This window comes from Streptomyces sp. NPDC058274 (assembly GCF_042881375.1).
In the GTDB taxonomy this organism is placed as follows: domain Bacteria; phylum Actinomycetota; class Actinomycetes; order Streptomycetales; family Streptomycetaceae; genus Streptomyces.
This window is the reverse complement of record NZ_JBHVXW010000002.1, coordinates 588,940-609,031: the sequence shown is the minus strand read 5'-3', so window position 1 is coordinate 609,031 and position 20,092 is coordinate 588,940. Positions and strand designations below refer to the sequence as shown.

Here is a 20,092-nt window from a genome sequence, read left to right as displayed (position 1 = left end):
GTAAGGTGACGTGCTCGTAGACGTGAACGAGCACGACCACGTACCCGTACGCGATGGGGGAGCCAGACACCATGCCCGGCACCGGCAACAAGGGCGCCGTAACCCGTAGCACCCTGCGGCAGCAGCTCGCGGACGCGCTCCGTGACGAGGTGCTGGCCGGCCGGCTCCAGCCGGGGCAGGAGTTCACGGTGAAGGAGATCGCCGAGCAGTACGGCGTCTCCGCGACCCCCGTCCGCGAGGCCCTGGTCGACCTGTCGGCGCAGGGCCTCCTGGACGCGGTGCAGCACCGCGGCTTCCGGGTCCACGAGTACTCCGTGGCGGACTTCCGGGGCATGGTCGAGGCCCGCAGCATGATCGCGGAGGGCGTCTTCCGCCGGCTCGCCGAGGGCGCCATGAAGGACCCCGACCGGCCGTACGCCCTCGCCGCCCTCGCCGGGGTGCGCCGGCGCGGCGAGGAGGCCCAGCGCGCGGCCGTCGCCGGCGACCTGAACATCCTGATCGGCTACGACCTCCGCTTCTGGCGCGAGCTGAGCGCCCTTTTCGGCAACCCCTATCTCGTCGACTTCCTGCACCGCCTGCGCGTGCAGTCCTGGGTCTGCACGGTGCAGTACCTGCGCCGGGTGACCGACCTGCGGGGGCACCTGTGGGCGGGGCACACGGAACTCGTGGACGCGCTGGCGCGCCGCGACCCGGACATGGCCCAGGCGATCGTCGCCGCGTACAACGAACACTCCCTGGCCCTCATCGATCGGCTGGCGGCCGGATGAGCGCACCGCAGGGCACGGACGTCATAGAGGACATGCCGGCCATGGATGTGGATCTGACGGTCGTCGTGCCCGCGTACAACGAGGAACGGCGGCTCGGCCCGACCCTGGACGCGATCGTCGCGCACCTGAGCGAGGACACGGGCCGTTTCGGGCAGTGGGAGCTGATCGTCGTCGACGACGGCTCCACGGACGGGACACGGGAGGTCGTCAGGGCGGCCGCGGCCCGCGACCGCCGGGTGCAGCTCGTCACCAGCCCCCGCAACCGCGGCAAGGGCCACGCGCTGCGCCTCGGGGTCGCGGCCTCGTACGGCCGCCGGGTGCTGGTCACGGACGCCGACCTCGCGGCGCCCATCGAGGAGCTGGAACGGCTCGACAAGGCGCTCGCGGACGGGCAGGCGGCGGCGATCGGCTCCCGGGCGACGCCGGGCGCGACGATAGAGCGTCACCAGCACCGGCTGCGCGAACTGCTCGGCCGGGCCGGGAACTTCCTCATACGCCGGGTCGCGGTGCCCGGCATACGGGACACCCAGTGCGGTTTCAAGCTCTTCGACGGCGACCGGGCCCGCGAGGCGTTCGCCGCGTCCCGGCTCAACGGCTGGGGCATCGACGTCGAGGTCCTCCAGCACTTCCGCCGCTCCGGCTGGCCGGTCGCGGAGGTCCCGGTGCGCTGGTCGCACCAGCCGGGCTCCAAGGTGCGGCCCTTCGACTACGGGCGGGTCCTCACCGAGCTGACCGTCCTCAAGCTCCGCTCCGTCGGCCCCGCGGACGTCCTGGCCGCCACGCTCTTCCTCCTGATGGCCGTCGCCCTCTACTCGGGCCGGTGGCTGGACCCGGACAGCCGCTACCTCCCCGACTCGCTCCAGGACCAGAACCAGTGGGAGTGGTTCTTCGCGGTCACCGCCGACAGCGTCCGCCATCTGCACAACCCGCTGTTCAGCACGCTCCAGGGCTTCCCCGACGGCGTGAACCTGATGGCCAACACGGTCATGCTCGGCCTGTCCGTCCCCTTCGCGCCGGTCACCCTGCTCTTCGGACCCGCGGTGAGCCTCACGCTGGTGATGACGCTGGGCCTGGCCGCGACGGCCGCCGCCTGGTACTGGCTGATCGTCAGACGGGTCGTACGGCAGAGGGGCGCGGCCTTCCTCGGCGCGGCCCTCGCGGCCTTCGCTCCCCCGATGGTCAGCCACGCCAACGCGCACCCGAACTTCATGGTCCTGTTCATGATGCCGCTGATCATCGACCGTGCGCTGCGCCTGTGTTCGGGCACGCGGGTGGTCCGCGACGGGGTCGTCCTCGGGCTGATGGCGGCGTACCAGATCTTCCTCGGCGAGGAGCCGCTGCTGCTCGCGTCGATGGGCATGGCGCTGTTCGCGCTCGCCTACGCGGCCGTACGCCCCGATGCGGCGAAGGCGTCCTGGCGGCCACTGCTGAAGGGGATGGGCATCGCGGCGGCCGTCTGTCTGCCGATCGTGGCCTACCCGCTCTACTGGCAGTTCGCCGGACCGCAGAGCTACCAGAGCGTGCTGCACGGCGACAACGCCGGCAACAGTCCGCTCGCGCTCCTCTCCTTCGCGGAGCGCTCGCTCGTCGCGGGCAACGCGGCGAACGCCAACGCACTGTCCCTGAACCCGACCGAGCAGAACGCCTTCTACGGCTGGCCGCTGGTCGCCCTCGCCTTCGCGATCGTCCTAAGGCTGTGGGACCGGGCGCTCGTCAAGGCGCTCGCGTTCACCGCGGTCGCGGCCGCGCTGCTGTCCCTCGGCCCCAAGGTCCGTATCCCGCTCACGGATGTCGTCCTGCCCGGCCCCTGGGCGGTGCTGTCCGACAAGCCCCTCTTCGAGTCGGTCATCGAGGGGCGGGTGGCGATGATCTGCGCCCCCGCACTGGGGATGCTGGTGGCGCTCGCCTTCGAACGCCTCGTCCACACACGCAGCCCCGGCACGCAGTACCTGGGCATGGTGGCCGTCGCGGCCGCCCTGGTCCCGCTCGTCCCGGCCCCGCTCAGGACCGTGGACCGCGTGGACGTCCCGGCCTTCGTCGCGGACGGGACCTGGAAGTCGTACGTCGGCAAGGGCGAGTCGGTGGTGCCGGTTCCGCTGCCCGACCCGGGCAACGCGGACGCCCTGCACTGGCAGACGACGGCGGACCTCGCCTTCCCCCTGCCGGGCGGATACTTCAACGGCCCCTACGGCAAGGACCGCACCGGCATCTACGGCGCCTCACCCCGCTACACCTCCAACCTCCTGCGCGACGTCCGCTACACCGGCGTCGCCCCCGTCATCGGCAAGAACTGGCGCGCCCAGGCCCGCATGGACCTCGCGTACTGGAAGGCCGGCGTCCTCGTCCTCACCCCCCAGCCCAACCAGGACCCCCTCCGCAGAACCGTCGACAAACTCGTCGGCCACCCCGCCACCTGGACCCACGGAGTCTGGCTCTGGAACCTGGACGGCCACGGCAACTTCACTCCCTGACGGGGGGTTTCCAGTTGCCGACCGGGAAGGGATTTCAGCCCGTCCGGCGTTTGAGGACGAGCCCTCCGGGTGATCGGGGGTTTGGGGGCAGCGCCCCCGAGCAGGAGCAGCAACCCCACCCGGCCCCCGGGACAGATATGAGCCGGAGTTCCGCACCGACCCCCACCCAAGACCGCCGCGCGCATTACGCTGCGCAGACCATCCCGCGGCGCCAAGACCCTGACCCCCGCGCCCACGAACCAGAGGAGCCGTCTGTTGGCCTGTGACCTGTGGCTGGTCCCGCTCGTCGACGTGTTGTGCCACACCCCCGACAACCCCTTCGCCGAGGAACTCGCGCTCTACGACAAGGTCCTGGGCGAGGCCGGCCTCCCGCCGGTTCCGGTCTTCGCGTACATGCCCGGTCTGACGGGCGAGGTGGCCCCGGTCGCCGGCTTCGACTACGACGCGCTGCACTTCCTGCGGCGCGCGTACCTGCTCCAGATGTGCGGCCTCGCGGTGACGCCGGTGGACGAACTGGGCGGCGACTACGAGCAGCTCCTGGAGATGTTCGACTCCAACGCCCAGCAGTCGCACCTGGTCTGGCACTACGACCACGCGGGCGCCTACGTCCCGGTCGACTTCGCGCACCCGCTCTCCAACGACGAACTCCTCGCCGGCGGCGGGCCCCTGGGCTCCTCGCACGCCCTCCTGAGGGAGCTGGAGTTCGTCGGCCCGTCCATCGGCATCGACCCGGCGAACCCGCCCGTTCCCCCCGAACCGCCGCTCGCCCCCACCTCGTTGGAGGAGCCGGCCGCACCCGCCCCCTACGACGCGAGCCCCTTCGCCCGCGAACGCCATGTCTGGCTGGGCCTGCACGCGGCGGCAACACGCAGCCTCGCCCAGGGGTCGATGATCATCTTCAGCTGAGGGGCCGTTCGGGCGGCACGTCAGCCGAGTTGGGAGAGTCCCTTCTGCAGATCGTCGAGGTTCATGATCGGGAAGACCTCGACCTTGGCGTTGAGATGGGTGAAGAAGGGTTCACCGACGGGCGGCAGCTGGGAGCTGTCCGTCATGTCGAAGACGAGGTAGCAGGTCCGGTGGCCGTTTTCGGGACCGAAGTACGCGGCCTCCGGCCTGACCTGTTCCATGGTCTCCTTGAGGAGCTGCGGCATCTTGCCGCTCTGCAGGAACTCGTTGGCCTTGTCCGTGTCCATCGTGGCCTTGAGCATGACGCGCATCGCACTCACCTTCTTCTGGCTGACGCACGCACTCGTACAAGCTCAGCCTATGCCCCTTACGCCCCATACGCCCTCCTTCGACAGCAGGCTCCGCCGTCGGCCGGTTGAGCCGACCGACGGGTCGGCCCATCCTGGTAAACATGGCGACAATCCCGCACGAGATGGGGCACGCGGCCGTGGCCGGTGACGCCCTTGCGGTGGTCGACACGCACGGGATCGTCACCGGGTGGAGCGAAGGAGCATGCCTGCTCACCGGGTTTTCCGCACGGGAGGTGTCGGGGCACCCGGTGTCGGCGCTGGTGGACGGGAACGCCGTCGCGGTGTGGCGGTCGCTGCGGCGAGGCGGTGGCTCGGTGGTGGCCGTACGGCGCCAGGACGGACGGCGGGCCCAGCTCGCGCTGCGGGTGTGCCCGCTGCACGGCGCACAGGGGCTTCGGGCGGGTTACGTGATCACCGCGGCACCCGAGGACCGGGACCGGACCCTGGGGGAACTCGCGTTCCGGCAGGCGCCGCTGTCCATGTCCGTCTTCGACACCGAGCAGCGGTATCTGCGGGTGAACGACGCCGCGTGCCGGGCCTTCGGCCTGCAGGAGGCGGAGCTCCGCGGCCGGTTCTTCCCGGAGACCGTGGAGAACGCGGAGCACAGCCGCGGGTTCCTGCGCCATCTGCGCAAGGTGGTCGAGACCGGCCGGCCCGTCCACTACGAGAGCTGGACCAACGAGCCCACCGGTCTGCGCAGACACGCCTGGAACTCCGAACTGTGGCCGCTGCGGGACCCCTCCGGCCAGGTGCTCGGCGTCGCGCTCGCCGCCTTCGACAGCAGCGAACAGCACTGGGCACGGCAGCGGCTCGCCATGCTGAACGAGGCAGCCGCCAGCATCGGCACCAAGCTGGACGTGGTCCACACCGCCCGGGAACTGGCCGAGTTGGTCGTCCCGCGCCTCGCGGACTTCGTCAGCGTGGATCTGCTGGACTCGGTGGTCCGGGGCGAGGAACCCACCGTCGGCCCGGTGGGCGCCGATGTGGAACTGCGCCGCGTGGCACACCACTCCCGCTCCGCCGGGGTACCGGAGGCGGCGGTCGACCTCGGCACGGCGGACGTCTATCCGCCGTTCTCCCCGCCCATCCGGGCGCTGGCCACCGGCCGCGCCGTGCTCACCGGCACCGGCGCCCCCGACCTCGACATCTGGCTCGCCCTGCACGGCCCCCGGTCCGCCAAACTGCGCGAGGGTGACGGCGAGCACTTCTCGATGATGGCCGTACCGCTGGTGGCGCGCGGGACGACCCTGGGCGTGGCCGTCTTCGTGCGCGCGCTGACCGCCCAGAGCCCCGACCCCTTCGACCAGGACGACATCTCGCTGGCCGAGGAACTGGCCAGCCGCGCCGCCGTCTGCGTGGACAACGCCCGCCGCTACACCCGGGAGCGCACCACCGCGCTGGCCCTGCAGCGCAGTCTGCTGCCCCAGGCGATGGAGGCACAGGCTGCCGTCGAGGTCGCCTCCCGCTATCTGCCGGCCCTGTCCCAGGCGGGGGTGGGCGGCGACTGGTTCGACGTGATCCCGCTGTCCGGGACCCGGGTGGCGCTGGTCGTCGGGGACGTCGCCGGGCACGGCATCCACGCCTCCGTCACCATGGGCCGGCTGCGTACGGCGGTGTGGACCCTGGCTGACGTGGATCTGCCGCCGGACGAACTGCTCACCCACCTCGACGACCTCGTCAGTCATCTGGCGGCCGACGAGAGCACGGTGGCCGGCGGGGTCGGCGCCACCTGTCTGTACGCGGTGTACGACCCGGTGGACCGGCGCTGCACCCTCGCCGCCGCCGGGCACCCGCCGCCCGTCGTGCTGTTCCCGGACGGGACCGTCGAGGTGGTCGGGATGTCCGCGGGCCCGATGCTGGGGGTCGGCGGACTCCCCTTCGAGGCGACCGAGGTGGCCCTGCCCGAAGGCTCGGTGCTCGCCCTCTACACGGACGGTCTCGTCGAGGCCCGCGACCTCGACGTGGACGCCGGCACCGCCACCCTGTGCGCGACGCTCGCGGCCCCCGCCACCGGCCTGGAGGACGTCTGCGACACCGTGCTCAAGGCCCTCCTGCCGGAGCGGCCGGCCGACGACGTGGCCCTGCTGCTGGCCCGCACCCGCGCCCTGGACACCGGGCAGGTGGCCGTCTGGGACCTGCCCGCCGATCCGGCGGTGGTCGCCACCGCCCGGCAGAACGCCACCGAGCAGCTCACCCGCTGGGGGCTCGACGAGGCCGCCTTCGTCACCGAACTCGTGGTCAGCGAACTGGTCACCAACGCCATCCGCTACGGCGGCTCCCCCATCCAGCTCCGGCTGATCCGCGACCGCACCCTGATCTGCGAGGTCTCCGACGCCAGCAGCACCACGCCGCATCTGCGCCGGGCCCGCGCCTATGACGAGGGCGGCCGCGGTCTGCTGCTCGTCGCCCAGCTCACCGAACGCTGGGGCACCCGCCCGTGCGGCGGCGGGAAGATCATCTGGGCCGAACAGACCCTGCCGGACCACTGAGGAGCGGGCCCGAACGCAAGAAGGGCGCCCGCACGGGCACCCTTCTTCACGAGATGAACCAGTCGATCCCGGTCGTCCTGAATGAGCCGGTTGAACTGGATGAACCGGTTGAACTGGATGAACCGGTTGAACTGGATGAACCGGTTGAACCTGACGACTAGATGAACGAGTTGATCTCGATCGTCTCGTCTCGGCCCGGGCCGACGCCGATCGCGGAGATCGGGGCGCCGGACATCTCCTCCAGCGCCCTGACGTATGCCTGGGCGTTCTTCGGGAGGTCCGCGAAGGTCTTGGCCTTCGTGATGTCCTCCGACCAGCCCGGGAGGGACTCGTAGATCGGCTTCGCGTGGTGGAAGTCGGTCTGGGAGTAAGGGAGTTCCTCGACGCGCTTGCCGTCGATCTCGTACGCCACGCAGACCGGGATCTCCTCCCAGCCGGTCAGCACGTCCAGCTTGGTGAGGAAGAAGTCGGTCAGACCGTTCACCCGCGTCGCGTACCGGGCGATGACCGCGTCGAACCAGCCGCAGCGCCGGTCGCGCCCGGTGGTCACACCGCGCTCGCCACCGATGCGGCGCAGCGCGTCGCCGTCCTCGTCGAAGAGTTCGGTCGGGAAGGGTCCTGCGCCGACACGGGTCGTGTACGCCTTCAGGATGCCGATGACCCGGCTGATCTTCGTCGGGCCCACCCCGGAGCCCGTGCACGCCCCGCCCGCGGTGGGGTTGCTGGACGTGACGAAGGGATACGTACCGTGGTCGATGTCCAGGAGCGTGCCCTGGCCGCCCTCGAAGAGCACGACCTTGTCGTCGTCGAGCGCCTTGTTGAGGACGAGCACCGTGTCCGCGACATACGGCTTGAGCCGGTCCGCGTACGTCAGCAGTTCCTCGACGACCTGGCCGGCCTCGATGGCGCGGCGGTTGAAGACCTTGGTGAGCAGCTGGTTCTTGCCCTCGAGGGCCGCCTCGACCTTCTGCGTCAGGATCGACTCGTCGTACAGGTCCTGGATGCGGATGCCGACGCGGTTGATCTTGTCCGCATAGGTCGGACCGATACCGCGACCGGTGGTCCCGATCTTCCGCTTGCCGAGGAAGCGCTCGGTGACCTTGTCCACCGTCACGTTGTACGGCGTGATGATGTGGGCGTTTCCGCTGATCAGGAGCTTGGAGGTGTCGACGCCGCGCTCGTTGAGTCCGTTCAGCTCGGAGAACAGGACCGACGGGTCGACGACGACTCCGTTTCCGATCACCGGCGTGCACTCCGGTGTGAGGATTCCGGAAGGGAGGAGGTGGAGGGCGTACTTCTGATCGCCCACGACTACCGTATGGCCGGCGTTGTTGCCGCCTTGGTAGCGCACCACATAGTCCACGGATCCACCGAGCAGGTCGGTGGCCTTTCCCTTGCCTTCGTCACCCCACTGAGCACCGAGCAGCACAAGTGCGGGCACAGGCGTACACCCCTTCCGGGCGGGGCATGTCCAAGGTCGGGGACGTACGCGGCTGACTTCGCTGTACGGCTGCGTACGCCGGCGACCTTCTTTGGCCGCGACCGTCGGACCGGATGCCCCGGAATAGACGAAGCCCCTGGCGCAATAGCGCAAGGGGCTCTTGCACAAAGATGCTACCCGAGGAAGCGAGGCATGACCGAGGTGGCGGCTTCCGACCAGCTCCTGGTGGTCATCGACCCGGTCGCCCGTCGCACCGACGGGGAGTCGGTACGGATCGCGAAAGACGTGCTCAGCGCGGGTGCGGCCACCAAAGTGTGCCTCCCTGACGGACCCGAGGAATTCGCCCGGGCGCTTCTCCGACGGGGTGCCCGCCGACCCGTCGTGGTGGGCGACGACCGGGCCCTGCTGCGGGCCGTGTCGCTGCTGCACCGCAGGCGGGAGCTGTCCGGGTGCGCGCTGTCGCTGGTGCCGGTGGGCGGCGCGCTGGCCCTGGCCCGCTCGCTGGGGGTGCCGACGGGGGCCGTGGCGGCGGCCCGGGCGGTGCTCGACGGACGCGTACGGCGCCTCGACCTGCTGGTGGACGACAGCGACGGGGTGGTGCTGGGCGGCCTCAGGATCCCGCCGGTGCCGATATCCGTCGGCTCGTCGCCGGCCGAGGACTCGTCCGCCCATCCCTGGCTGCGCACCTACCAGTCCCTCGTCCGCACCCTGGCCGCGCGGCCGTCGCGGGTGGCGTCCGTGCCCGGGGCCGGGCCCTCCCGGCTGCGCATCGAGGTCGACGGCGTGACGCTCGTCGATCTCGACCAGCCGGTGGAGGCGGTCTCGGTGACGCCCTGCGCGGGCGGCGGCGCGGAGGTGGAGGTCCGGCCGGTGTCCGTGGGGGCGGAGGCGTCCCCGCTGCGGGCGGTGGGGCGCCGGATCACCGTGTCCGGCGCGGATTTCCGCTATCGCGCGGACTCCGTCATCGCCGGGCCGGTGCGGACCCGGACGTGGACCGTGCGCGAGGGGGCGTGGGGCCTCACGCTGCCGGGCCACTGAGCCCGCCGTCCCGCCCCTCGCTGCCTCTCCCCTCCCTTCTCCAAAGGTCTATTTAGCATGCATTTAACTCCAGCCTCTGGACTCCGACGCATTTACCCAGGAGGATTCCGGCTCGTCGCACTGTTCCGGTGAACTCCGGCGAACGAGGGAGAGGGGCCACCCGATGGCTATACAGGAGGGCGTCACCCCGGAGGCCACGGACACCCCCGGCGGATCCGCCGACGGCCCCGAAGGCGCAGTTCACCGGCTCAAACCGAACGCCATCGGGTTGCTCGGCGTGGTCTTCATGGCCGTCGCCACCGCGGCCCCCATCACCGCCATGACCGGCAACGTACCCTTCATGGTCTCCGCCGGAAACGGCATCGGCGCCCCCGCGAGCTATCTCGTCGCAATGGTCGTCCTGGCAATCTTTGCGGTCGGCTTCACCTCGATGGCCAAGCACATCACCTCCACCGGCGCCTTCTACGGCTTCATCTCCTACGGCCTCGGCCGCACCGTGGGGCTCGCCTCGGGCCTCCTCGCGACCTTCGCGTACGTGGTCTTCGAGCCGGCCCTGATCGGCATCTTCTCGACCTTCGCCACGACGACCCTGAAGGACCAGACGGGCCTGGACGTGCCGTGGTGGGCGTTCGCGGTCCTGATGCTCGCCGTCAACGCCACGGGCACCTGGTTCGGGGTCTCCGTCGCCGAGAAACTGCTCGTGGTGCTGCTGGCCACCGAGGTCACCGTCCTGGCGGCGATGGCGATATCCGTGGCCCTGCACGGCGGCGGCCCGCACGGCTTCACCCTCGGCCCGGTCAATCCGGTCAACGCCTTCCACGGCACCAGCGCCGGGCTCGGCCTCTTCTTCGCCTTCTGGTCATGGGTCGGCTTCGAGTCGACGGCCATGTACGGCGAGGAGTCCCGCGACCCGAAGAAGATCATCCCCAAGGCGACGATGATCTCCGTCCTGGGTGTCGGCGTCTTCTACGTGTTCGTCTCCTGGATGGCCATCATCGGCAACGGCGAGACAAAGGCCGTACAGGCCGCCTCGTCCGCGAACCCGCTGGCCCTGTTCTTCAATCCCACCGAGCAGTACGTCGGCCACTGGGCGGTCGTCGTCATGCAGTGGCTGATGATCAGCGGGTCGCTGGCCTGCGGCATGGCCTTCCACAACTGCGCCGCCCGCTATCTGTACGCCCTCGGCCGCGAAGGCGTCCTGCCCTCGCTCCAGCGCACCATCGGCCGCACCCACCCCGAGCACGGCTCCCCGCACCTCGCGGGCCTGGTCCAGACGGTGGTCAGCGGCGTGCTGCTCGCCGCCTTCTGGGGCGCCGGCAAGGACCCGTACACCGGTACGTACGTCCTGCTCGCCATCCTCGGCACGATGGCCATCCTGGTGGTGCAGGCGGTCTGTTCGTTCGCGGTGCTGGCGTACTTCCGCAGCCATCACCCCGAGAGCAGGCACTGGTTCAGGACCTTCACCGCCCCGCTCATCGGCGGCCTTGCGATGCTCGGCGTGGTGGTCCTGCTGGTGTCCAACATGAGCGCCGCGGCGGGCACCGAGTCGGGCTCGCTCGTCCTGAAGGCCACGCCGTGGATCGTCGTCCTGATCGCAGCGGGCGGACTGGCGTACGCCACCTACCTCAAGCGCCGGGCTCCACAGCGGTACGCACTACTGGGCCGCACGGTCCTGGAGGAGACGAAGGAGCGGTGAGGCTTCCTCGAGGGAAGCGCGGTCCGGGGAGCGCCGCTCCGGGAAGCGCCCGGCAGGGGCTGGCGCACCGGTCGGTGAGGGAGGTGCCTGCACAGGAGGCGCCTGCACAGGAGGCGCCTGTACAGGAGATGCCTGCACAGGAGGTGCCTTTCCAAGGAAGCACCGGTCCGGGGAACTCCGGTAGGGGGCGCGGGGAACTGCGCGACCAGCCACAGCCGGCCCGCAGGCACCCACGCACCCACGCACCCACGCACCCGGGGAACCCAAACCCACCCCGCCAAGGCCCGCGCCGGCGCGACCCTCACCCGGCGCCGAAGACCCGCTCCCGGTGCACCCGCCAGCCGTCCATCACCTGGGCGATCTCCCCGTCGACGAACTCGAAGGGGCCTTGCCCGGCGGGTCAGACCGCGACGTGCAGGCTGCTGAGGCCGCGGATCACGAAGTTCGGCTTGCGCCGGGGTTCGGCGGCGAGGTGGAGCGTGGGCGCCCGGTCGAGCAACGCGCCCAGAGAAGCGGCCAGTTCGATACGGGCCAGGGGAGCGCCGATGCAGTAGTGGATGCCCGCGCTGAACGAGATGTGGGGATTCTCCCGGCGGGCGAGGTCGAGCTTGTCCGGGGCGTCGAAGACAGCCGGGTCATGGTTGGCGGAACCGAAGAGCATCGCGATCTCGGAACCCCGCGGCACCGTCGTCCCGTCGATCTCGATGTCGTCCAGCACCCAGCGCTCGAAGAGCTGGAGCGGAGTGTCGTAACGCATCAACTCCTCCACCGCCGTGGGGACCAGCGAACGGTCGGCGCGCAGGGCCGCCAGCTGGTCGGGATGACGGAACAGCGCCCACCATCCGTTCACCGTCGCGTTGACCGTCGCCTCGTGCCCCGCGTTCAGCAGCAGGACGCAGGTGGAGATCATCTCCTGCTCGGTCAGCCGGTCACCCTCGTCGTACGCCGCGATGAGCCCGGAGATCAGGTCCTCACCCGGCTCCTTGCGGCGGAACTCGATCAACTCCCGCAGATACTCGGTGAATTCGACCGACGCCCGCACCGCCTTCGCCGCCGTCTCCTGTGACGGGTTCAGCTCGTACATCCCGCAGATGTCCGCCGACCACGGCCGCAACGGCGCCCGGTCCGGCTCCGGGATGCCCAGCATCTCCGCGATCACGGCCACCGGCAGCGGCTCGGCGACCTCGCTCAGCAGATCGCCGCCCCCGGCCTCCACCAGCCCCGACACCAGCTCGGCCGCCAGCCCGTGCACATACGGCCGCAACCGCTCCACCGTGCGCGGTGTGAACGCCTTCGACACCAGTCGCCGGATCCGGGTGTGGTCAGGCGGCTCCAGATCGAGCATCCCGTGGTCGTTCAGCACGTGGAACGGCTCGTGCTCCGCCGGTGGCGCCGTCCGCCCGAAGTCCTCGTGCGTGAAACGGTGCTGGTACGTGCGCCCCAGCCGCCTGTCCCGCAGCAGCGCCGAGACATCCGCGTGGTGCGGGACCAGCCACTGCCCGGTGGGCTCGTAGTACTGCACGCGGCCCTGGGCCCGCAGCTCGGCATACGCGGGGTAGGGGTCGGCGAGGAACGCGGGGTCCCAGGGGTCGAAGGCTGTCATGCCCGGACGCTAGCCCGGCCGACCCCCGGCTGACCAGGTGTGTCCTGCGGACGGCGGGGCAGGCATCGGGCGGGCCCGGTGTGGCCCGTCGGCATCACCCCCGTCGCGGGCGTCACCCCGGCCGCACCAGCCGTGCCTCGTACGCGAACACCGCCGCCTGCGTGCGGTCGCGCAGGCCCAGCTTGACCAGGATGCGGCTGACATGGGTCTTGATGGTGGACTCGGCGACGACCAGGCGGCCGGCGATCTCCGCGTTCGACAGGCCCTGGGCGATGAGGACCAGGACCTCCGTCTCGCGATCGGTCAGCTCGCCGTACGCCGCCTGCGCTCCGGCGGGGAATCTCGGTGTCTCCGCCAGCTTGGAGAACTCCGTGATCAGCCGCCTGGTCACCGAGGGCGCGAGCAGCGCCTCGCCGGACGCCACCACCCGCACCCCGTCGGCCAGCTGCCGCGCCGAGGCGTCCTTGAGGAGGAAGCCGGAGGCACCCGCACGCAGCGCCTGATACACGTACTCGTCGAGGTCGAAGGTCGTCAGCACCAGCACCTTCGCCGCGCGGTCCGAGGCGACGATCTCCCGCGTCGCCTCGATGCCGTTCAGCTCGGGCATCCGGATGTCCATCAGGACGACGTCGGGCGCGAGCTCACGGACCCGGTTCACGGCGTCCCGGCCGTTGACCGCCTCACCGACGACCTCGATGTCCGGCATCGCGCCGAGCAGCACGGAGAAGCCTTCGCGGACCATCACCTGGTCGTCGGCGATCAGGACACGGATGGTGCCGGGGGAACCCGGGGAGCCGGAGGAGCCGAGGGGGCCCGCGTCGCCCGGGGTGCCGGTCGGCGTCATGCGGGCTCCTCGGCCAGGGGCACGGGCAGGAAGACCGTCACTTCATATCCCCCGTCGTCCGTGCGGTCCGCGGTCATCTCGCCGTTCAGCATCGAGACACGCTCGCGCATGCCGGTGATGCCGTGGCCCGCGCCGTGCGGTGACTTCACCAGCGTCGGGGCCGGCGCCGGGCCATTGACTATGCGCAGGCCCAGACCGCCGAGCACATAGCCGATCTCCACCCGGGCCGTCGCGCCCGGCGCGTGCCGCAGCGTGTTGCTGAGCGCCTCCTGCACTATTCGGTACGCCGACAGCTCGACGCCCTGCGGCAACTCGCGCACCGCGCCGGTCACCACCTTGTCGACAGCCAGGCCGGCCTCCCGCACATTGGCGAGCAGGCCTTCCAGGTCGGCGAGCGTGGGCTGCGGGGCGTCCGGAGCTTCGTAGTCCTCGGCTCTGACGACGCCGAGGACGCGGCGCAGCTCGGTCAGCGCCGCCACCGCGTTCTCCCGGATCGTGGCGAAGGCCTTCTCCAGCTCCGGCGGCGGATTCTCCACGCGGTAGGGCGCGGCCTCGGCCTGGATGGCGACCACCGACATGTGGTGGGCGACCACGTCGTGCAGCTCACGGGCGATGGTCGTGCGCTCTTCGAGGAGGGTGCGCTTGGAGCGCTCGTGGGCGGTCACCGTCTGCTGGGCGGTCACCTCCTGCTCGGCCTCGCGGCGCACCTGCCGCACGGTGACCACCAGCAGCGCCAGCGCGGAGACAAACAGGAACGGCACGCTGTTGGACGAGTAGTGGCCGCCGCCGAAGAGGATCTCGACGAGAAGGCCGTACGCAGCCGTCAGCGCCCACATCCAGGCGGCGATGCGCGGGCGGGTCCGGGCCGCGACGACCGTCAGCACCACCAGATGGGCGGCGAAGGCGGCGGCCGGCCAGGGCCAGTCGCTCCACTCCGTGCCGAACATGGCGATCAGCGGGGTCGCCGCCATCGAGAGCCAGAAGGCCCCCACCGGCCGGAGCAGCGTCAGCAGCACCGGACTCACGGACAGGACCACGGTCAGCAGATCCCCGAAGCTGCCTGATCCGTCATTGCCGGACGCCGCGATGAGGAGGACCAGAAAGGCCGCCGCTCCCACCGCCAGGTGCGGAGTCCAGACCGCATAACGGCGCATCCGCTCGGGGAGCCGGCGGGAGATCGGGCCGACCACGCGCATCGGCGGCAGGGGCCGGTAGGCGAAGGCGTCGTGGAACAGGTCCTGGCGCAGCCTCTGCAGGGCGCCCATGGCCAGCCGGAACTCGGGGCTGCGCGGCTCGTCACTGCCCGGCGGAGCCGTCGTCGTCTGGGTCGTCTCGGTCACATACAGAACGGTAGGCCGCGGACCGGGCCGCGGTCGTCCCCAGTGAGATGGGTCATTCGGCATCCGTCTCAGGTACTACGGGTACTCCCAGGTCACGGGAGGGGTCCTCGACGCCGGATTTCCGCCGGTCCCCGGGATGGGGCGGTCCCCGGGATGGGGCGGTCCCCGGGAGGGGTCCTCGACGCCGGATTTCCGCCGGTCCCCGGGATGGGGCGGTCCCCGGGATGGGGCGGTCCCCGGGACGGGGCGGTCCCCGGGACGGGGCGGTCCCCGGGATCGCGCGGCCCTCCGACTCGTGCGGCCCGTATCCGTTCCGGCCCGGCCCCCGCTCCGCCCTCAGTAACCCGCCGGCCGCACCAGCCCCGACTCGTACGCGAAGACTGCCGCCTGGGTCCGGTCCCGCAGGCCCAGTTTCACCAGGATGCGGCCCACGTGGGTCTTCACGGTCTGTTCGGCGACGACGAGCCGCTCGGCGATCTCCGCGTTCGACAGACCTTGCGCGATCAGCGCGAGGACCTCCGTCTCGCGCTCGGTCAGACCGGCCACGCGCTCCTTGAGCGGGGCGCGGGGCGTGTTGTCGAGGCGGGAGAACTCGGCGATGAGACGGCGGGTGATCCCGGGTGCGAGCAGCGCGTCGCCCCCTGCCACCACCCGGACCGCCTCGGCGAGCTGGTCGGCGGACGCGTCCTTCAGCAGGAAGCCGGAGGCGCCGGCGCGCAGGGCTTCGTACACGTACTCGTCGAGATCGAAGGTGGTGAGCACCAGGACCCTGATCCGCGGGGTGTCGACGGTGATGCGGCGGGTGGCCTCGATCCCGCCGAGCTCGGGCATGCGGATGTCCATCAGGACCACGTCAGGATCGAGCTCGGCGACCTTGGCCACCGCGTCCAGGCCGTCCACCGCCTGGCCGACAACCTCGATGTCGGGCTGGGTGTTGAGCAGCACCGTGAAGCCCTGCCGGACCATCTGCTGGTCGTCGGCGATCAGTACGCGGATGGTGCTGCTCGTCATGGGTCACTTCTCCTGAGGGGGTGTGGAGTTGTCGTCGAGGGCGGTGGTCGCGGTGCCGGGAAGGTAGGCGTCGACCGCGAAGCCGCCGTCCGTCGTATGGGTCGCGACGAGGCTGCCACCGAGCATCGCGGCCCGTTCCCGCATGCCCAGCAGACCGTGCCCGGCGCCCTGGGACGGCGGGGCGGGAGAGCCGCCCCGCGAGTTGACGACCCGCACCTTGAGGCCGTGCGCGAAGTACGTGAGCTGGACCTCGGCGAGAGAACCGGGCGCGTGCCGCAGGGCGTTGCTCAGGGCTTCCTGGACGATCCGGTACGCGGACAGCTCCACGCCGGGCGGCAGCGGCACCTGCGCGCCGCGGATCTCCGTACGCACGAACAGGCCGCCGCGGCGGGAGTTCGCCACGAGCGCTTCCAGACGGTCGAGGGTGGGCTGTGGGGAGTCCGGGGCCGTGCCGGTGCCGGCGCCGAGGCCGTAGGGATCGTCGGGGTTCTCGGAACGCAGCACGCCGAGGACGCGACGCAGTTCGGTGAGCGCCTCCAGGGCGTTCTGCCGGATGCCTTCCAGATTTTCCTGCAGTTCCTTCGTGGGGTTCTTCACCAGGTGCGGGGCCACCTGGGCCTGGATGGAGATCACCGACATGTGGTGGGCGACCACGTCGTGCAGCTCGCGCGCGATACGGCTGCGCTCCTCCAGGAGTGTGCGGCGGGCCCGTTCCTCGGCGGTGAGGGTGGTCTGCTCGACGAGCTGCGTCCGGGCCTCGCGGCGCCCGCGCAGGGCGGTGCCGACCAGGACGACGGCCACGAAGACGGCGATGGCGAGCACGCCGGTCGAGCTGTAGTTCGTGCCACCGATCACGCCCTGCAGCACATAGGTCGCCAGGGCGTCGAGGGCCAACACCCCGATGGACACCCGGGTCGGCACCCGCAGGGCCAGCAGCAGGAGCACGAAGGCGTGCGCGATGATCGCGGACGGGCTCCACGGCCAGTCGGGCCCGTACAGCGGTATGCCCGCCAGCATGTGCGACCGCGCCACCCCGGCGACCACGAGGACACCGGCCAGCGACAGCCACCAGGCCGGAACGGGCCGCCACATCGCGAGCAGAACCGCCACGCCCTGGGCGAAACCGGTCACCGCCGCCAGGCCGCCGCCCAGGCGGTACTGCGAATTCATCTGCTCCATGCCGGACAACGCGATCGCCAGAGCGATCCAGCACAGCAGGAAGTGCGGCAGCCAACGCAGCAACCGCGGCCGCGACAAAGGCGGCAGCGCCGCGACGGCCGTCGACGACAGGTCCTCCAGAAGGGTCCGCAACGCCCCGAGGTCAGGCTGACGGGGCGCGGCGGGGCGCGGGTGATTCACCCCGCCCGAGACCCCCGGGCTATACGGGGCGCCCGAAACCCCCGGACTGCCCGCGCCGCCCGAGACCCCCGGACTGTCCCCGCCGCCCGAGACCCCCGGACTGCCCGCGCCGCCCGAAATCCCCGGGGTATTCGGGTCGGCCAAGGCCGAGTTGGGGCCGGCGGGCACGGCGAGATCACCGCTCGGGTGCGGGTCCGGCTCGCTGGGCTCGGCGCTGTTCACGCGGTCAACCCTAGGCACGACGGGCCTCCTGTGTTCCCGGCCGTCCGCGACGGCGGTGGACGCGGACGACACGAGACGTGCGGCCACTACGGCGGCGAGGCCCCTGTTCGTATCCGCGGAAGGCAGCCCAGCAGACGGTGAGGGCGAGCGCGAACACCGGCAGCCAGATGAGGCGGGCCGCCACCCAGCTCAGGTCGTCGGGGCGCGTGTGCAGCCCGGGAAGGCGGCCAGCGAGCAGGCCGGTTGCGGTGACCGTCATCAGTGCCGTCTGGTGCCAGAGGAAGATCGTCATCGCGGAGAGGTTGACCAAGGCGACGCCCGCCCAGACCGCGGGCCGTCGCAGCACCCGGCGCAACGGCTCGCGCAGCAGCAACGCGAGCCCGCACTGCGCCATGCCGAAGGTGACGGCGGCCAGCGTCGGCGGATTCAGGTTCGAAACCGGGGCGCCCGGGACGCCCACCATCGACGCCGGGTAACCCGCCCACGCCACCAACCCGATGGTCGCTGCCGCGCCCCCGGCGAGCAGCACCCAGCCCGCGCGACGGCGCTCCAGCTCGCCGCGCGTCCAGGCGGCGCCCAGGGTGAACGGCACCAGCCAGGCCGCCGCCACGTTGACCCAGCCGAGCCAGGACGGGCCGCCGAGTCCGAAGCGGATGAGGTCCACATGGAGAACGACGGCCAGCGGCCACAGCGGGTTCAGCCGCGTCAACAGCGGCACGGCCGCGGTCAGTCCGGCGAAGACCACCAGGAACCACAGCGGGGACAGGGCCAACTTCACCAGCGTGTGCACCGTGTCCAGCTCCGCTCCGGACAGGAGCAGGCAGACCGCGGCCACCGTCCACAGCGTGAGCACGGCGGCCACCGGCTTGAAGAGGCGGGTGAGCCGGGTGCGCAGCCACTGCCCGTACGTCGTCCCGCGCGCTCGTGCCGATGCGTAACCCTTGGTCGCCGTGTGCCCGCCCACCAGGAAGAACACGGCGAGGGTCTGGAAGACCCAGGAGATGGGCGCCAGTTGGGGCTGGTCTCCCAGCGGGCTCGCCGCTCGCAGGGCGCCGCCGTCCGCGACCAGGGCCGTCACCAGCCAGTGGCCGAGGACGACACCGACGATCGCGAGCGCGCGCAGGGCGTCGACGGCCCGGTCCCGCTCCGGGGGCGTCACGGCGTCGACGCGTTGCACACCGTCCCGCAGCAGGCGCAGCTTCTCGCGCACACCCCGGCGCAGGCGTCCGTCAGACGCCGCCTGTGCACCAACGCACGCGCGCTCACGAGTGGCCGGGGGCACGTCGTCTCGTATGACCTCATGCACGGCTGACCTCCGTGGTGTCGCCGAGGACGATCCGGGCGAGGTTGTCCAGGGACTTCGAGCCCGGGGTGAAGTAGTCGCTGTGGCCGCCGGTGCCCGCCTCGAAGACCCGCGCGCCGAACCCCGGCGAGACGGGGTCCGTGCCGAAGCCGACGGTGATGCCGAAGAGGCTGGCGTCGGCATGCGGGACGTTCGCGATCCAGTCGGAGGCACCGCGGGCCGCCCAGACGCGGGCGGATGTGTGCAGGGCCGCCGCGGAGTCCGCGCCGGCGCCGGGGCTGCCGATCAGGGCCAGGTCGTCCACGTCCAGAGCGTCGGCGGCGCGTCCGCAGACGACCGAGCCGTACGAATGGCAGAGCACCGAGACGTGCGCCCGATGGCCGACGACACGCCGCACTTCCCGTATGAACGCCTGCAGTTGGGGGGCCGCTTCGTCGGCTCGGTCCGTCGTGGCCACGGTCGTGCTCACTGTGCGCGGCGTCTCGTAGCCGAGCCAGGCGATGACCGCGCCCCGGTCGCCGAGTCGCTCCGCGAGGGCCCGGGCTCCGGCGCGGAAGCGGCCGTACGTGTCGAGCGTGGTGTCCGAGCCCGGGACGAGGACCGCGACGCGGTCGGCCCGCGCCAGGTCGCCGAAGACCTCGGCCGCCCGGCCGGATCCACGTCCGTCGAAGAAGAGGAACCGCCGGCCGGGGTCGGCCATCGCACGGTCCGCCGCCGCGCGCCCGCGGTCGCCGTGGTCCGCGGCCATCCGGGCCGCCTTCGCCGCGTTGGCGCGATGGGCCGCGTAGGCGTCGTCCAGCGTCGACGCCGTCACCGGCCCCGGCGCCGCGGGCGGCGGGGCGGGGATCTCGGGTCGCGCGGCCGCGGACACCGGCACGACCACGGCCCCCACGACCAGCGCCGCGAGAAACGCCCGGCGCAACCGCCCGGCCAACCTGCCCCGACGTCTCCCCGCCCCGAGCGCCGCCCCTTCCGAGGACACCGCCCTCTCCCCGGCCCCGAACCTGAACCCGACCCCGACCCCGACCCCCATGGCGTCCTTCCCCTCCCAGTCCGCCCGGCCATCGGGCCTGTCTGGAGGCGAAATTACGGACCGCGGCCTGTGGTCGGCGTCCCGCCAGGGAGCTGTCCTTGGAAGTAGCTCTCAGGTATTACGGGTATGACCGGGCCCCTTGAGCGCCCTGTGTGAACTCCCCGTCAGAGACAGGGTGTTACACCCCTCCTGCTCCTCCGACGCGCCCGCGGAGCACCC

15 protein-coding genes are annotated in these 20,092 nt (G+C 71.4%); 6 read left to right on the top strand and 9 right to left on the bottom strand.

Translation table 11 applies throughout. The features are described 5' to 3' along the window. Positions 1-71: 71 nt before the first annotated feature. The 3 genes from ACFVYF_RS07180 (at position 72) to ACFVYF_RS07170 (ending at position 4,144) form a co-directional block, all read left to right on the top strand. Positions 72-767 (top strand): GntR family transcriptional regulator, encoded by a 696-nt coding sequence (locus ACFVYF_RS07180; protein WP_389452137.1) that lies wholly within the window; start codon positions 72-74, stop codon positions 765-767. After that, on the top strand, positions 764-3,238 hold the full coding sequence (locus ACFVYF_RS07175; RefSeq protein WP_389452000.1) for a dolichyl-phosphate beta-glucosyltransferase: 2,475 nt from the start codon (positions 764-766) through the stop codon (positions 3,236-3,238). Before ACFVYF_RS07180 ends, ACFVYF_RS07175 begins: the two co-directional genes overlap by 4 nt. Positions 3,239-3,493: 255 nt before the next feature. Further along, positions 3,494-4,144 (top strand): hypothetical protein, encoded by a 651-nt coding sequence (locus tag ACFVYF_RS07170; RefSeq protein ID WP_389451997.1) that lies wholly within the window; start codon positions 3,494-3,496, stop codon positions 4,142-4,144. 20 nt (positions 4,145-4,164) lie between these two features. Here the strand turns inward: ACFVYF_RS07170 and ACFVYF_RS07165 are convergent, their stop codons facing one another. Further along, positions 4,165-4,455 carry a hypothetical protein gene (locus tag ACFVYF_RS07165; RefSeq protein ID WP_389451994.1) on the bottom strand — a complete coding sequence of 97 codons (291 nt, stop codon included), beginning with the start codon at positions 4,453-4,455 and terminating at the stop codon, positions 4,165-4,167. Between the two features lie 140 nt (positions 4,456-4,595). Between ACFVYF_RS07165 and ACFVYF_RS07160 the strand changes: the two genes are divergently transcribed. Next, complete coding sequence (locus ACFVYF_RS07160; protein WP_389451992.1) at positions 4,596-6,983, top strand: SpoIIE family protein phosphatase; 2,388 nt, start codon at positions 4,596-4,598, stop codon at positions 6,981-6,983. A gap of 157 nt (positions 6,984-7,140) precedes the next feature. Here the strand turns inward: ACFVYF_RS07160 and ACFVYF_RS07155 are convergent, their stop codons facing one another. After that, positions 7,141-8,424, bottom strand: coding sequence for an adenylosuccinate synthase (locus tag ACFVYF_RS07155; RefSeq protein ID WP_389451989.1), 1,284 nt, complete (start codon positions 8,422-8,424; stop codon positions 7,141-7,143). Between the two features lie 192 nt (positions 8,425-8,616). On the opposite strand from ACFVYF_RS07155, the gene ACFVYF_RS07150 reads away from it, so the two are divergent. Together ACFVYF_RS07150 and ACFVYF_RS07145 are read left to right on the top strand one after the other, a co-directional pair. Continuing rightward, positions 8,617-9,462 carry a diacylglycerol kinase family protein gene (locus tag ACFVYF_RS07150; RefSeq protein WP_389451986.1) on the top strand — a complete coding sequence of 282 codons (846 nt, stop codon included), beginning with the start codon at positions 8,617-8,619 and terminating at the stop codon, positions 9,460-9,462. A 163-nt stretch (positions 9,463-9,625) separates the two neighbouring features. Next, entirely contained in the window at positions 9,626-11,158 is a 1,533-nt protein-coding gene (locus tag ACFVYF_RS07145) for an APC family permease (protein WP_389451983.1), read from the top strand. Positions 11,159-11,558: 400 nt separating this feature from the next. On the opposite strand, the gene ACFVYF_RS07140 is transcribed toward ACFVYF_RS07145, so the two are convergent. The 7 genes from ACFVYF_RS07140 to ACFVYF_RS07110 form a co-directional block, all read right to left on the bottom strand. After that, positions 11,559-12,761, bottom strand: a complete 1,203-nt coding sequence (locus ACFVYF_RS07140; protein WP_389451980.1) for a cytochrome P450 — start codon at positions 12,759-12,761, stop codon at positions 11,559-11,561. Between the two features lie 112 nt (positions 12,762-12,873). Beyond that, complete coding sequence (locus ACFVYF_RS07135) at positions 12,874-13,605, bottom strand: response regulator (protein WP_389451978.1); 732 nt, start codon at positions 13,603-13,605, stop codon at positions 12,874-12,876. Further along, complete coding sequence (locus tag ACFVYF_RS07130) at positions 13,602-14,945, bottom strand: sensor histidine kinase (protein WP_389451975.1); 1,344 nt, start codon at positions 14,943-14,945, stop codon at positions 13,602-13,604. The genes ACFVYF_RS07135 and ACFVYF_RS07130 overlap by 4 nt, the downstream gene beginning before the upstream one ends. Before the next feature lie 336 nt (positions 14,946-15,281). Beyond that, entirely contained in the window at positions 15,282-15,956 is a 675-nt protein-coding gene (locus tag ACFVYF_RS07125) for a response regulator (RefSeq protein ID WP_389451972.1), read from the bottom strand. Positions 15,957-15,959: 3 nt separating this feature from the next. After that, entirely contained in the window at positions 15,960-17,267 is a 1,308-nt protein-coding gene (locus ACFVYF_RS07120; protein ID WP_389451969.1) for a histidine kinase, read from the bottom strand. Between the two features lie 280 nt (positions 17,268-17,547). Further along, positions 17,548-18,747: an acyltransferase gene (locus tag ACFVYF_RS07115; protein WP_389451966.1), complete on the bottom strand. Its 1,200-nt coding sequence runs from the start codon at positions 18,745-18,747 to the stop codon at positions 17,548-17,550. Between the two features lie 88 nt (positions 18,748-18,835). Continuing rightward, a complete protein-coding gene (locus ACFVYF_RS07110) occupies positions 18,836-19,774 on the bottom strand; it encodes an alpha/beta hydrolase (RefSeq protein WP_389451963.1) in 939 nt (312 codons plus the stop codon). Between the last annotated feature and the right edge of the window lie 318 nt (positions 19,775-20,092).